The sequence below is a fragment of the Streptomyces sp. NPDC111516 genome (assembly GCF_055635345.1).
Genome location: NZ_JBVKBV010000010.1, coordinates 57,129 through 69,779, shown reverse-complemented (window position 1 = coordinate 69,779; position 12,651 = coordinate 57,129). Strand labels below are relative to the sequence as shown.

11 protein-coding genes and 2 pseudogenes are annotated in these 12,651 nt (G+C 70.2%); 8 read left to right on the top strand and 5 right to left on the bottom strand.

Going from position 1 to position 12,651, the window contains the following annotated elements:
- Positions 1-71: 71 nt before the first annotated feature.
- A complete protein-coding gene (locus ACZ7L9_RS20430) occupies positions 72-935 on the bottom strand; it encodes an SDR family oxidoreductase (RefSeq protein ID WP_471416662.1) in 864 nt (287 codons plus the stop codon).
- Positions 936-1,440: 505 nt separating this feature from the next.
- On the opposite strand from ACZ7L9_RS20430, the pseudogene ACZ7L9_RS20425 reads away from it, so the two are divergent.
- Positions 1,441-2,263: pseudogene (locus tag ACZ7L9_RS20425) on the top strand (IS5 family transposase).
- A 22-nt stretch (positions 2,264-2,285) separates the two neighbouring features.
- On the opposite strand, the gene ACZ7L9_RS20420 reads toward ACZ7L9_RS20425, so the two are convergent.
- Positions 2,286-3,197: an alpha/beta fold hydrolase gene (locus tag ACZ7L9_RS20420; protein ID WP_471416660.1), complete on the bottom strand. Its 912-nt coding sequence runs from the start codon at positions 3,195-3,197 to the stop codon at positions 2,286-2,288.
- 465 nt (positions 3,198-3,662) lie between these two features.
- Between ACZ7L9_RS20420 and ACZ7L9_RS20415 the strand changes: the two are divergent.
- Positions 3,663-3,791, top strand: a pseudogene (locus ACZ7L9_RS20415) (integrase core domain-containing protein); the annotation flags it as partial.
- Here ACZ7L9_RS20415 and ACZ7L9_RS20410 read toward each other — a convergent pair.
- A complete protein-coding gene (locus ACZ7L9_RS20410) occupies positions 3,792-4,004 on the bottom strand; it encodes a helix-turn-helix domain-containing protein (protein WP_471416658.1) in 213 nt (70 codons plus the stop codon).
- 7 nt (positions 4,005-4,011) lie between these two features.
- On the opposite strand from ACZ7L9_RS20410, the gene ACZ7L9_RS20405 reads away from it, so the two are divergent.
- The 5 genes from ACZ7L9_RS20405 (at position 4,012) to ACZ7L9_RS20385 (ending at position 10,123) form a co-directional block, all read left to right on the top strand.
- Positions 4,012-5,277 carry an ABC transporter substrate-binding protein gene (locus ACZ7L9_RS20405; RefSeq protein WP_471416656.1) on the top strand — a complete coding sequence of 422 codons (1,266 nt, stop codon included), beginning with the start codon at positions 4,012-4,014 and terminating at the stop codon, positions 5,275-5,277.
- Positions 5,274-7,034: a branched-chain amino acid ABC transporter ATP-binding protein/permease gene (locus ACZ7L9_RS20400; RefSeq protein WP_471416654.1), complete on the top strand. Its 1,761-nt coding sequence runs from the start codon at positions 5,274-5,276 to the stop codon at positions 7,032-7,034. The genes ACZ7L9_RS20405 and ACZ7L9_RS20400 overlap by 4 nt, the downstream gene beginning before the upstream one ends.
- Positions 7,034-7,717, top strand: a complete 684-nt coding sequence (locus tag ACZ7L9_RS20395; protein ID WP_471416652.1) for an ABC transporter ATP-binding protein — start codon at positions 7,034-7,036, stop codon at positions 7,715-7,717. The genes ACZ7L9_RS20400 and ACZ7L9_RS20395 overlap by 1 nt, the downstream gene beginning before the upstream one ends.
- A 34-nt stretch (positions 7,718-7,751) precedes the next feature.
- Positions 7,752-8,327 (top strand): amidase family protein, encoded by a 576-nt coding sequence (locus ACZ7L9_RS20390; protein WP_471416650.1) that lies wholly within the window; start codon positions 7,752-7,754, stop codon positions 8,325-8,327.
- Between the two features lie 179 nt (positions 8,328-8,506).
- Positions 8,507-10,123 (top strand): flavin monoamine oxidase family protein, encoded by a 1,617-nt coding sequence (locus ACZ7L9_RS20385; RefSeq protein WP_471416648.1) that lies wholly within the window; start codon positions 8,507-8,509, stop codon positions 10,121-10,123.
- Positions 10,124-10,367: 244 nt separating this feature from the next.
- On the opposite strand, the gene ACZ7L9_RS20380 is transcribed toward ACZ7L9_RS20385, so the two are convergent.
- Together ACZ7L9_RS20380 and ACZ7L9_RS20375 are read right to left on the bottom strand one after the other, a co-directional pair.
- Positions 10,368-11,594, bottom strand: coding sequence for an MBL fold metallo-hydrolase (locus tag ACZ7L9_RS20380; RefSeq protein WP_471416646.1), 1,227 nt, complete (start codon positions 11,592-11,594; stop codon positions 10,368-10,370).
- Between the two features lie 100 nt (positions 11,595-11,694).
- Positions 11,695-12,135, bottom strand: coding sequence for a PPOX class F420-dependent oxidoreductase (locus tag ACZ7L9_RS20375; RefSeq protein ID WP_471416644.1), 441 nt, complete (start codon positions 12,133-12,135; stop codon positions 11,695-11,697).
- A gap of 161 nt (positions 12,136-12,296) precedes the next feature.
- Here ACZ7L9_RS20375 and ACZ7L9_RS20370 point away from each other — a divergent pair, with 161 nt between their 5' ends.
- Positions 12,297-12,611 carry a hypothetical protein gene (locus ACZ7L9_RS20370; protein WP_471416642.1) on the top strand — a complete coding sequence of 105 codons (315 nt, stop codon included), beginning with the start codon at positions 12,297-12,299 and terminating at the stop codon, positions 12,609-12,611.
- Positions 12,612-12,651 lie beyond the last annotated feature (40 nt).

Here is a 12,651-nt window from a genome sequence, read left to right as displayed (position 1 = left end):
GACGAGGCACGCGTCGGCTGTCTACGACCCGCAGTAGTCAGGACGAACGCCCGCGGTCATCCGGAACCGGATCAGGTCGAGACGAGAGTCTCGGGCTGCATCTCATAGGAATGCTGAATGGCCTGATGCCGCGTCCCGAGGCCATCCGTAACCTTGCGCTCCCAGGGGACCTGCTGGAGGTGCTTGGTCTCTTCGAGCATCGACTCGGGCTCCAGATTACGGAAACGGTCGACCTCTCCGGCAGCGACAGCGGTCAGCGTCGCATAGACCGCTTCAGGATCGAATTGTGCTCGGGGGAAGGAGAGCTTGGAGTAGTCGAAGAGCCTCTGCGAGGGGTCGTCCTCCCAGCTCTCCCAGGTCTGGAACATGCGGTCGTTGAAGCCGGTCAGGAACGGCCCCGGATTGACCGTGGCGACCTCGACGTTGTGCTCCTGCAGCTCGTATGCCATGGTTTCGGCGATCGCCTCGACCGCATGCTTGGAAGCGGAGTAAATGCCGGTGAAGGGGTTGACGTTCAGGCCCTCTCGGGACGAGACCCATACGATTCTGCCGGCGCCGCGCTTGACCATCTGCTTGGCGATCCCCTGAGTGAGGAGCAGCGGGCCGGTGACGTTGACTTCAAACTGGTGTCGGATGTTCGACGCGGGAATGTCAACTGCGGAGCCGCCTTCGCCGACTCCTGCGTTGTTCACGAGGATCTCCACACCCCAGTTGAGGGCTTTTCGACGATCACCGTCGTTGGTCACATCGAGCTTTTCGACCTGCAGGGTTACCCCTCGCTCGGCCGCCTGCCGCTTCAGCGTCTGGACCTGGGCGTAGATCTCCACCGTGGCGATCACGTCGAAGCCCTTTTCCGCCAAGCGCATGGCGGCTTCATGCCCGAAGCCGGTGCCCGCTCCTGTGATGAGGACCTTCTTGAGCTCACGGTTCGCCATGTAAAGCTTCCCTCTTTCTACCCAACCGCCGAACCCGGGGCGCCGAATCTATTTCACTTCCAGTCGGCCCAACGCACATGACACGCTGCCTTCGCGGATACGTTCCCTTCGAGGCAACAGACTGACCGCAAAACTCGAGGCCATAGGGAGACTGCGCTCCGCTCTCGGTGCCACGGTGCCACACCCTCCGCCGACCCGCGATCCGACCACGGCCGGTCGGGCTCGGACTCCTGCATCGCACGACTCGTGCGGCGCAGCCTTCAGCGGATTTGAGGAAGCGGGGCGCCGGGCCCGCACTCGCAGCGGGAAGCCGGCCTCAGCGAGTCGGACGATCATTGGCTGGCGCCGACCATCCGTCAGCGGAATAGCTGACCCGGCGCGGCTCGAACCAACTTCCCTCCCTGGTTGTAGCCCTGGAAGAGTGGCCGTCCCGCCCGTGTTGTTGATCACTAACGACGTGTACTAAGACCGTGTCCTATGTGGTGAGTTGCTCGTTGGGCTGTTCATGGGGCGGGATGCGTGGAGTTGGATTGTTCCGGACGGGCTGTGGGAGATCGCGAAGCCGTTGATCCCGCCGTCGAAGGTGCGTCCGCAGGGTGGCGGAACGCAGGACACGGCTGATGAGACGCTGTTCGCCGCGATCGTCTACGTGTTGGTGAGCGGGTGTGCCTGGCGGGCGCTGCCGCCTTGTTTCGGGATCTCGAAGTCGACGGCTCACCGCCGTTTCGTGATCTGGTCCAGGGCCGGTGTCTGGGGTCGGCTGCACGAGGCCGTCGTCGACAGGATCGACGGGTGCGGCCTGCTCGACCTGACCCGCGTGGTTCTCGACTCCGCCCACGTAAGGGCGAAAAAAGGGGCGAACTCACAGGTCCGTCGCCCGTGGACCGGGGTAAGCCCGGTTCCAAGATGCATGTCCTGTCCGACGCGAACGGACTGCCCCTGGTCGTCGGCCTCTCCGCCGCCAACACCCACGACAGCCACGGCATGAAGCCCATGGTGGCCGGTCTCCAATCGAGACACGACCCCCACCGCGGCTGGAACTACAAGCCGCGCAAACTCCATACCGACAAGGCTACGACATACCTGACCTGCGGAAATGGTTCCGCGGGAAACGTATCGGCGTGCGCATCGCCCGCAAAGGAATCGAGTCCAGTGAACGGCTCGGGCGCCGAAGGTGGGGCATCGAGCGGACGATCTACCGCAGACTTAACCACCGCTACGAACGCCACCCCCGCAACTACCTGGCATTCCTCGGCCTGGCAGCCGCCCTCTGCTGCTACAAACGACTCGTCCGACTCACCACAATAGGACACGGTCTAAACATCTGAACAGAATTCCTGACTCAGAAGACTAGCGCAGTCGGCTGACCTCAAGGACCGCATTGGTGAAGGCTTCCGGGCGCTCCTGGGGGAGGTTGTGGCCGGCGCCGGGTACTTGGTGGTGGACGCGTGGGCCGGTGAAGTGCGCTGCTGAGGAGGCTCCGTTAGTCGGGGGCAGGCTTCCGTCTTCCAGGCCGTCCAGGGTCACGGCGGGCACCGTGATCGGCGGTTGTTTGAGCAGCCGCGCCTCCAGATCGGCGTAGCGGGGGTCTGTGGGGGCGTCGTGGCGTCTCACGCGGTAGACGTTGAGGACGACAGCGATGTAGTCCGGATTGTCGAACATCCTGGCCGCGCGGTCGAGATCGGCCTCGGTGAACCGCCATTTCGGCGAGTTCCGCTTCCATACCACGCGGGCGAACTCCTTGGTGTTCTTCGCCAATCCCACTGCCCCGCGTTCCGTGAGAAGGTAGTAATAATACCAGTGGGCAGATTCGACCTCGGGAGGATCGGGTGTCTCGATTGCCGTCTCATTGAGGTTCTGTATGAGATAGCTGTTGACCGACACGAGTCCCCTGCAGCGCTCTGGCCACAGGGCGGCCGCCACACACATGCCGCGTCCACCCCAGTCATACCCGCCGAAGAGGGCGCGCCGGATGCCGAGTGCGTCCATGAACGCGATGACGTCCGAGCCGAGAGCGGCTTGCTGACCGGATCGAATGGTGTCCTTGTCCCGGAAACGCGTGGGTCCGTGCCCGCGCAGGTACGGGACGAGCACATGGAATCCCCGACGGGCGAGCTGGGGCATGACGTGGCGGTAGGCGTCAGGACTGTAGGGCCATCCGTGGCCGAGCAGCACGGCGGGACCGTGAGCGGGCCCTGCCGTGTGGTAGGCGATGTCCAGCAGGTCCGTGCGGACCTGCTGGATCGGCCCTAGTTCAGGCAACGGGTTTATGAGCTGCGCGGATGCGCTCTGCGGTGAGACGTCGTCACGCGTGACCGCGACTGCGGATTTCGCAGGGAATGCGGGGAGCGCAGCCGAGGCCAGGCCCGCGGTGACCATCGCGTTGAAAGTCCGCCTGTCGATGACAACCACCTTCTTGTGAAAGTGGCCGAGTGCACCGGGTCACGGGCAGCACCGGCCATGCAACACCAAACGCGGAAATGCGCGCAACGGGGACCGCTTGAGTTCCTGCGGAGCCGTCGGCCACGGAACACTCTGTCTGAGAGTCGGGCACTCGGCTACTCGACGCGAGAATGCGGTGTGGGAGAGTCCCTCACCGCCATGGCCTGCTGTCAGTTCGACCGGTGTCGCAGGCGGCGGCCGAGGACGAGGGCTCCCGCACCAGCGATCGTGAGCGCCACGGCCATGCCGATGAGCCGCATCATGGCGTGCACGTCGGTTGAGCAGTACACCAGCCGGGCGTTCGCCGACGCCTGCCGCAGAGCCGGCGTCCGTCAGTCCATGAGCGCGATTGGCAGCTCGGCGGACAACGCGCTCGCCGAGTCCTTCAACGCGACGTTCAAACGCGAGACGCTGTCAGCAGGCATCAGCACCTTGACGCATCTGGTCCCGCACCGCCCGCGGTGAAAGCCCGAAGGCGGCCCGGAACGCGCGGCTGAAATGGCTTGCGTCGGCGAAGCCCCAGCGGGCCGCCACGACGTACACGGGCAGGTGCGCGAGGGCGGGGTCAGTCAGGTCTCGGCGGATCCGCTCCAGTCGGCGCTGTCGCACATGGTCGCTCACCGTCACTCCCGACGTGCGGAACAGCGTGTGGAGATGGCGTACCGAGATGTGGTGTGCCGTCGCGATCACCCCCGGCGACAGATCGTCCGACAGCCACTCGTCGATGTGGGCCGCTGCCGTCGCCCTCGCCCTGTCCGGCTGTCAGGGCGCGGCGATCTCCGACGACGAGCCGGCCGTCGGGGGCGGACCGGTGAAGATCGGGGTGGTCGTCCCGCTCACCGGGCCGGTCTCACAGGTCGGCACGGCCCTGCGCCACGGCCTGGAGCTGGCGGTCAAGAAGGTGAACGCCGAGGGTGGCGTCAGCGGCCATCCTGTCGAATACGTCGTGGTCGACGACGCCGGAGACCCGGCGAACTCCACCCAGCTCGCCCGCCGTCTGATCGGCCAGGACAAGGTGACGATGCTGTTCGGCACCATCACCGGCGACACCGCCGAGGCCGTCGGCCGCGTCGCCGACGAGGCGCACGTGCCCTTCGGCACCGCCATCCTCGGTGACACCGAGCACTGCTTCGCCTACCAGTGGGGCTTCGGCGAGTCCACCCGGCAGATGCTGACGCCGACCGTGCCCGGACTCGTCAAGAAGTACGGGACCAAGGTCGCCCTCGTCGGATCCGACTACAACTACCCGCACTTCTACGCCGGTATCGCGAAGGACCTGGTACGGGACGCGGGCGGCACCGTGGTCGCGGAGGAGTACAGCCCGCTCGGCCGGACCGACTGGCAGCCGGTCATCGGCAGGCTGAAGGCCGCCGAGCCCGACGTGCTGCTCTCCATGGTCGTCGGCGCGGACGCCGTCACCTTCAGCCGGCAGGCGCAGCAGTTCGGCTTCCTCACCCCGAAGCTCGGTTTCGAAGGCGCGCCGCTGGACGCCGACTTCCAGCCGGCCCTGGGCGATCTCGTGGCCGGCCGCACCCACACGGTCCGCTGGAGCGACAGGCTGAACGACACCGAGAGCCGCGCCTTCGCGCAGGACTACCGGTCCGCCTACGGCTGGAAGGCGCCGATCCCCGAGGTCGCCGGCAACGCCTACTTCGGCGTCAAGTTCTTCCTGGCAGCCGCGAAGAAGGCCGGCAGCAGTGATCCGCAGGCCGTCAACCGGGCGATCGGCGGGCTGTCGTACGACAGTCCCCTGGGCACCGGTTCACGCTTCCACCCCGCCAACCACGTGCTGCAGGCGGACATGCAGGAGGTCACCATCGGCGGCGACGGCGCGTACACCGTCACCCGGACCCACAAGGCGGTCGCCGACCTCACCCCCAAGAAGGGCTGCGCGCCGTGACCGTCCCCACCGCCACGGCACCTCCCGCGGCGCCCCGGTCGGCCACGGCCGTCGGCGGCGGCCTGCGCCGGCCGCTGCGCCTCGCCCTGCCCTGGCTCACCGCTGCGGCGCTGCTCGCCGCGCCGTTCGGTCTCGACGCCTTCGCCGTCGCCACGCTCACTCTGGGCCTGTGTCACGGCCTGTTCGCCTATGGTCTCGACCTGAGCTGGGGTCGGGCCGGGCTGCTGAGCGTCGGCCACGCCGCGTTCTTCGGCCTCGGCGCCTATGCGGTGGCCCTCGGCCAGGAGCACGACCTGCCTTCGGCGGCGACGGTCGCCGCGGCCGTCGTGGCCGCCGTGCTGATCGCCCTGCCCATGGTGCGGATCGGGCTGGCCGCCCCAGTCCCGGACGCGCCGCTGATCCTCCTCACCATCGGCGTGGGACTGCTGCTCCAGCGCGCCGCGACCACGCTCACGGGGGTGACCGGCGGCACCAACGGGCTGTCCGTCTCGGGTCCGGACGTGGTCACCGCCTACTACGTCACCCTCGCCGCGGTCGCGGCCGTGGTGGCGGTCTGCGGGCTGCTGCTGGTCCGCGGCCGGTTCGGCGCCCGCCTCGTCGCGGCCGCCCGCAATCCCGAGCGGGCCGCCCAGAGCGGCATCGACGTCACCCGGGTGCGCACCACCGCCTTCGCCGCGAGCGCGGCCGTCGCCGCCCTCGCAGGGGCTCTGTACGCGCCGGTCGCGGGCCTGGTGTCGCCTCAGGTGTTCGGCCTGGGACTGTCGACGTCCGTGCTGATCTGGCTGGCCCTCGGCGGCCGCGAGTCCACGGCGGGGCCGTTCCTCGGCGCCGTCGCCGTCACCGCGGGACAGCAGTTCCTCGGCGCCACCTGGCAGGGCTGGTACGTCCTCGCTCTGGCCGGCCTGTTCCTGCTGGTCGTCCAGGTCGCGCCGGGCGGTCTCACCGCCGCCCCGCGCCGGTGGCTCGCCGGCCCGGGACCCGCCGTACGCCTGCCCGCCGCGGCCCGGCGCACCCCTTCCACCGGCCCGGCCGCAGGCTCCGCGCCAGTGCCGGACGGTGGGACTATCCCCCTCGTCGTGTCCGGGATCAGGAAGTCCTTCGGGCCGGTCGACGTGCTCACCGGGGTGGACCTGACCGTCGAGGCTGGCCGCTGCGTGTGCCTGATCGGCCCGAACGGCGCCGGGAAGAGCACCCTGCTCAACGTGGTCGCCGGACAGCTGGCCCCCGACGCCGGCGCCCTGCGGCTCTTCGGCACCGACGCGGCCGGTCTCCCCGTGCACCGCCGGGTGCGGCTCGGCGTCGGCCGGATGTTCCAGATCCCCAGCGTGATCGCCGACCTCTCCCCCGCCGACAACCTGCGGCTCGTGCGGATGGACGCGTCCGTGTCCACCGCGGTGCCCGCGGAGTTCGCCGATCTCGCCGACGACGAGCTCCGCCCCGCGGGCACCCTCCCGCTGGCCGACCGCCGGCGCCTGGAGCTCGCCATGGTGCTCTCCGCCGCGCCCCGGCTGCTCCTGCTCGACGAACCCGCCGCCGGACTCGGGCCCGACGACGCACGCCGGCTGACCCGCGAACTGCGCGAGGTGGGCCGCCGCACCGGCTGCGCCCTGCTCGTCGTCGAGCACGACATGGAGATCGTGCGGGAACTGGCCGACGAGGTGGTCGTCCTGGCCGGCGGGCAGGTGCTCGCCCGCGGTCCGCTCGACGCGGTGGCCGCCGACCCGGCCGTCCGCGCCGCCTACCTGGGAGCGCGCTGATGCTCGAACTGACGGACCTCGCCGGCGGATACGGACAGGCCGCCGTCGTCCACCCGACCGGCCTGACCGTGCGCGGTGGCGAGATCACCGCCCTGATCGGCCGCAACGGCGCCGGCAAGACGACGCTGCTGCGCACCGTCTTCGGGCTCGCCGACCGGCACGGCGGCCGCGTCGCCCTCGACGGCCGCGCCCTGCCCCCGGGTCGCCCCGACCTCCTGGCACGGGCCGGGGCGTCCCTGATGCCCGAGGACCGGGGCGTGTTCCCCACGCTCACCGTCGCCGAGAACCTCCGGCTCGCCCGCCGCCCCGGCTTCGTCCCGGCGGTCGACCCGTACGAGGTCTTCCCCCTCCTCACCGACCGCGCCCGGCAACAGGCCGGCACCCTCTCGGGCGGGCAGAAGCAGCAACTGGGCATCGCCCGCGCGATGCTGGCCGGCCAGAAGCTCATCGCGGTCGACGAACTCACCCAGGGCCTCCAGCCCTCCCTGGTCACGGACGTACTGGCGGCCCTCGGCGCGATCGCCGCCGACGGCGTCGCCGTCCTCCTCGTCGACCAGCACGCGGGCGCGCTCCTCGACCACAGCCGGCACGCCGTAGCCATGGAGGCCGGACGGGTCGTCCTCGATGCCCCGAACGCCCCCGGTCTGCGCGACCGGCTCGACGAGATCCTCGCGGTCCGCTGACCGTCCCCCCATCCCCCAACCTGGAGTCGCCACCATGGACCCGTTCGCCTCGGCCACCGACCTCGCGGCGGCGATCCGCCGCCGTGACCTGAGTCCCGTCGAGGTCGCCGACGTCTATCTCCGGCGGATCGCGCGCTACGACGGAGAGCTCGCCGCGTTCACCTGGATCGACGAGGAGGCCGTCCACGCGGCCGCCCGGCGCGCCGAGAAGGCCGTCACGGACGGCCGGCCGCTGCCGCCGTTCCACGGCGTCCCGGTGCCCGTCAAGGAGCTGACGCAGGTCGAGGGCCAGCCCGCCACCTACGGTTCGTACGGGGTCGACGACCAGCCCCGTACGATCACGGAGCCCGTGGTGCGCCGGCTGCTCGACGCCGGGTTCGTCCTCATGGGTCGCACCAACTCGCCCGAGATGGGCCTCCTTTCGACCACGGACAACAGCCGGTTCGGCAGCACCCGCAACCCCTGGAGCCCCGACCACTCCTCCGGCGGATCCAGCGGCGGTGCCGCCGCGGCCGTCGCGGCCGGGCTCGCGCCCGTCGCCCACGCCAACGACGGCGGCGGCTCGATCCGTATGCCGTCCTCGCCGGGCCCTGGGACGAGGCCGCGCTGATCCGGGTCGCCGCCGAACTGGAGAACCTGGACCGCTGGCCGCACCGACGCCCCGCGCGCTACGCCGGCTGATCCCACCGGCCCCGCGCGAGGCCCCTTCTCTCGTCGGCGTCACACCGTGGCGCCGGCGCCACGGTTCCCCCTCCCCCAGGGAACCGCCCCCCTCGGAAGGAGCCGTACATGGCACGCACCGCACCGGCCCGCCTGCTGGGCCGGATCGTCGCAGAACATTCCCCCGTACCCGACACCGCCCGGCCGCCCGGAGCGCTCTCCCGCCGCACCCTGCTCGGCGGGCTGGCCGCCGGCGCGGGCCTGGCCGCCGCCAACGTCGTCGGCACGGCGCGCCCCGCCCATGCCGCGACCGCCGCGCAGCCCGTGATCGCGATCGTCGGCGCCGGCATCGCCGGCCTGACCGCCGCTCTGCGGCTCGCCGACCACGGCATCGCCTGCATGGTGTACGAAGCCGACACGCGCGTCGGCGGCCGTATCTACTCCAACCCGGCCGGCTCCTACTGGGGCGACCGCCAGAGTTCCGAGTGGGGCGGCGAGATGATCGACTCCGGTCACGTCCTCATGCAGTCCCTCGCCACGCGCTTCGGGCTGCCCCTGGACGACCTGCGCGCCGCCGAACCGGCCGGAGCCACCGAGGTGTACCGCTTCGACGGCGCGTACTACAGATACGCCGATGCGAGCGCCGACTTCAAGAAGGTCCGCCCGGCGATCCAGCAGGACCTCTCGACGTTCACCTGGCCCGTCGCCTGGAACTCCGCCAACAGTCCCGGCGCCGTGGCCCTGTCGAACCTGAGCGTGTACAACTGGATCGCCACGAGGGTCCCGGGCGGGCACGCGTCGCAGTTCGGGCAGCTGCTCGACATCGCCTACACGACCGAGTTCGGCCTGGACACCCGCTCCTCGTCGGCACTCGGCATCCTGGGCATGCTGGGCTACCAGCCGGCGCCGGGCAGTTTCGCGCTGTTCGGCGAGAGCGACACCCGCTACCGCGTCCGGGGCGGCAACCAGCGTCTGCCGCAGGCCGTCGCCGACGCCCTGCCCGCCGGCACGGTACGCCACGGCTGGCGGCTCAAGTCGCTGGCCGCGGCCCCGGGCGGGCGCCAGCAGCTCACGTTCACCGCGGGCGGCTGTACGCAGTCGGTGGCGGCCGACCACACCCTGCTGGCCCTGCCGGCCGGCGTGCTCAAGCGGCTCGACCTGTCCGCCGCCGGGTTCGACAGCCGCAAGCTCGGCGGCATCGCCGCGCTGGCGATGGGGCAGAACTGCAAGCTGTCCCTGCAGTTCGACACCCGGTGGTGGAACAACACCGGGCCGTGGGGGCTCGCCTCGGGCAACACCATGAGCGACACCGGGTACCAGACGTCGTGGGAGTCCAGCCGGGCCCAGGCCGGCCGGAGCGGCATCCTGACGGTCTACGCGGGCGGCCCGCACGCGGCGGACTTCACGCCGTCCGCGCCGTTCCGCACCGCGGCCGACCCGCAGACAGCCGGGTACGCCCGGGCGGCGCTCGCCCAACTCGAGCCGGTCTTCCCGGGCCTGACCGCTCACTGGACCGGCCGGGCCACTCTGGCAGCCTGGCCGCTCAGTCCGAACGCGTACGGCTCGTACTCCGCCTGGCCCACCGGATACGCGCACACCTACGCGGGCTACGAGGGCGTCCGCCAGGGCAACACCCACTTCGCCGGCGAGCACACCTCCGAGGTCGCCCAGGGCTACATGGAAGGCGGCGCCGAGTCCGGTCAGCGAGCGGCCGACGAGATCCTCGCGGACCTCGGCGTCCTGTGAGCCGCTCCGACGCCCGGAGCGGCTCACGCACCAGGGGCGGGGCGGCCCGCGCGACCCGTCGCCGGGCCGGCCGGGACTCGTAGGGGTCATGGTCCGGCGGCGAGTCGCGGGAGCAGGACGAGGTCCACGTCCGGCAGGCTTCGCACGACCGTCCGTCGGGGTGCCGGTGGAATGGAGGGGAGCGAAGGTACGGCCTCCGACATCGTCGCAAGGACTTCCGTGATCCGCGTCGGCTCGTCCACGTTCAGCCCTCGCCCACGAGATCGAGGCCGTCAACCACCGGAGTGAACTCCGGAACAGGCCACCTGCGGTTCAGCGGCAGCGACACATCCCGCCACCAGGGGTGCGCAGGGAGGAATACAGCAGGCTCGAAGGGCTGGCCCGGAACAGGGAGGGCGACTGCTTGTCCGACCGCCTCGGCCGCGGCCAGCGTCCACTCCCCCGGCTCGGCCCACGGATGCAACGAGAGGTTGAATGTGCCCCAGTGGATCGGCAGCATGACCCCGCTCGGTCGGCCTTGCTGCAGGTCAAGATGGCTCTGCACCCCCTGCGAAGGGTTCATGTGAATGTCCGGCCACGCGCCGGGCAGCGGCGTGGAATCCGTGTGGTTCCTGGGCCAGTACTCGGAATACGCACCGATCTGGATCATCGTCGCGTCGAACGGGCCGTGTTCGGCGCCGATGTCCTCGAAGCCGGGGAAATAGCCGGTGTCGCCGCTGTGGTAGATCCGGTGTTCGGGTCCTGCGACGGCCCAGGATGCCCAGAGCGTGTGCTGCTGGTTGCGCAGGCCGCGGCCGCAGAAGTGCCGGGCCGGGGTGGCGGTGAGACTGATCCCGGCGATCTTCGTGGTCTCGTTCCAGTCCAGTTCGCGCATCCCGTCGGTGGGCACACCCCACCGCTCCAGATGGGCGCCGACACCGAGCGGGACGGCGAACACCGTGTTCGTGCCCGCGAGAGCCTTGATCGTCGGCAGATCGAGGTGGTCGTAATGATCGTGGGAGATGACCACCGCGTCGACGGGGCCGAGCGCGGCCAGCGGCATTGGCACGGGGTGCAACCGTTTGGGCCCGGCAAAGGCGAAGGGCGAACAGCGCTCGCCCCACACCGGGTCGAAGAGCACCCGCCGGCCGTCGATCTCGGCGAGCACACTGGAATGACCCATCCAGGTGAGCCGCAGCCCGGTGGTGGGCGGCTCGGCGAGGTCGGCGTAGGTGGTGGCGTGCACGGGCACGGTGCCGACCGGGGCCCTGCGCGCTCGCTCCTCCTTGCGGAAGTAGACCTTCGCGAGCTCCAGGGCGGATCCGGAGGGACTGGTCCGTGCCCCCACGGGGTTCTGGAAGACGCCGTCGGCGAAGTTGGGTGAGCGGCGGATGCGCTCCATGCGGGCACCACCCGGATCGGCGCCGAATGCGGCGGGGCGCAGCGAACGCAGCCGGGCACGGAGCGGAGGCAAGGGGGCAGCGCCGTTCACAGCATCTCCTGAGGGAGTCGGTGTCGTCTCATTATGGGTAGGGGGTACGACAGTGCGAGTGCGGAACGGCCCGGCGGGCCGCTCACCGGGCCGTTCTCCGTCAGCCACGCGGCTGCCCGTACGCGTGCTCGATGCGCAGTCGCAGCACGACCCGGCCGTCGCGGACCATGGCGCTGCGGTAGTCGTCCCAGTCGGGGTGTTCACCGTGGACGTCGCGATAGAGCGTGATCAGCTCCGCCACCGTCTCGTCGTGCGGATCGGCGGCGACCGGGGACAGCTCGGCCGTGCCGTCCACGACCGTCCACGCCCAGCGGTCCGCGCTGGTGACGTGGTAGCTCGCCCGTGGGTCGCGGCGGAGGTTCTTCGTCTTCGCGCGGTCCTCGGTGATCGAGACGCGGACGACACGCTCCTCGGGATAGTAGAAGTGGTTGACATTGGACAGTTGCGGCCTGCCGTCGCGCTTGAGCGTCACGAGCACGCCGCCGCTCTCCTCGCCGAGCAGCCCGAGCAGCGCTTCCTGCTGTGCGTCGATTCCCGTCATGCCGGATCCAACGTCCGTACCCGCCACAGGATTCCGGATCCGGTCGCACTCCCGTGTCACATCCGAGGGGTCCCCGCCCGTCACACCCGTGAACGCAGCCGGCCGACGGCGTCCCACGACGCAGCCGGACGGCATCCGAGCCGTACCGAAGGAGACAGGTCATGACCGCCCGTATCTCGCTCGACCCGCCCCGCAGCCTCCTCTTCCGCGCCGTTTCGTGGTACTCGAACCGTATGTACGGCAAGGTCATCGATCCCCTGCGGGCCACCGCCCACCACACCGGAGTGCTGTGGGCCGGGAGCCGCTTCGAGCTGGCGGTGGGCCGCTGGAAGAAGCTGGACTCCCGCACCAATTCCGCCCTCGGTCTGACCAGCCAGGGTTTCAAGGAGCGGTGGGGAGGTGGAGCGCCCCGCGAGCCGCTGATCGATGCGGTCCGGCCACTGAATGACGATTCAGCAGTGGCCGCATTGACATGAGTGGCCCCGCCTCCCAATACTGACCTGCGATTCAGTAGAC

What these genes read in the sequence shown, in the direction of transcription:
- ACZ7L9_RS20375 (WP_471416644.1), bottom strand. Translation starts at nt 12,135, where the DNA reads ATGACGGGAATCGACGCACAGCAGGAAGCGCTGCTCGGGCTGCTCGGC.
- ACZ7L9_RS20430 (WP_471416662.1), bottom strand. Translation starts at nt 935, where the DNA reads ATGGCGAACCGTGAGCTCAAGAAGGTCCTCATCACAGGAGCGGGCACC.
- ACZ7L9_RS20395 (WP_471416652.1), top strand. Translation starts at nt 7,034, where the DNA reads ATGCTCGAACTGACGGACCTCGCCGGCGGATACGGACAGGCCGCCGTC.
- ACZ7L9_RS20390 (WP_471416650.1), top strand. Translation starts at nt 7,752, where the DNA reads ATGGACCCGTTCGCCTCGGCCACCGACCTCGCGGCGGCGATCCGCCGC.
- ACZ7L9_RS20385 (WP_471416648.1), top strand. Translation starts at nt 8,507, where the DNA reads ATGGCACGCACCGCACCGGCCCGCCTGCTGGGCCGGATCGTCGCAGAA.
- ACZ7L9_RS20370 (WP_471416642.1), top strand. Translation starts at nt 12,297, where the DNA reads ATGACCGCCCGTATCTCGCTCGACCCGCCCCGCAGCCTCCTCTTCCGC.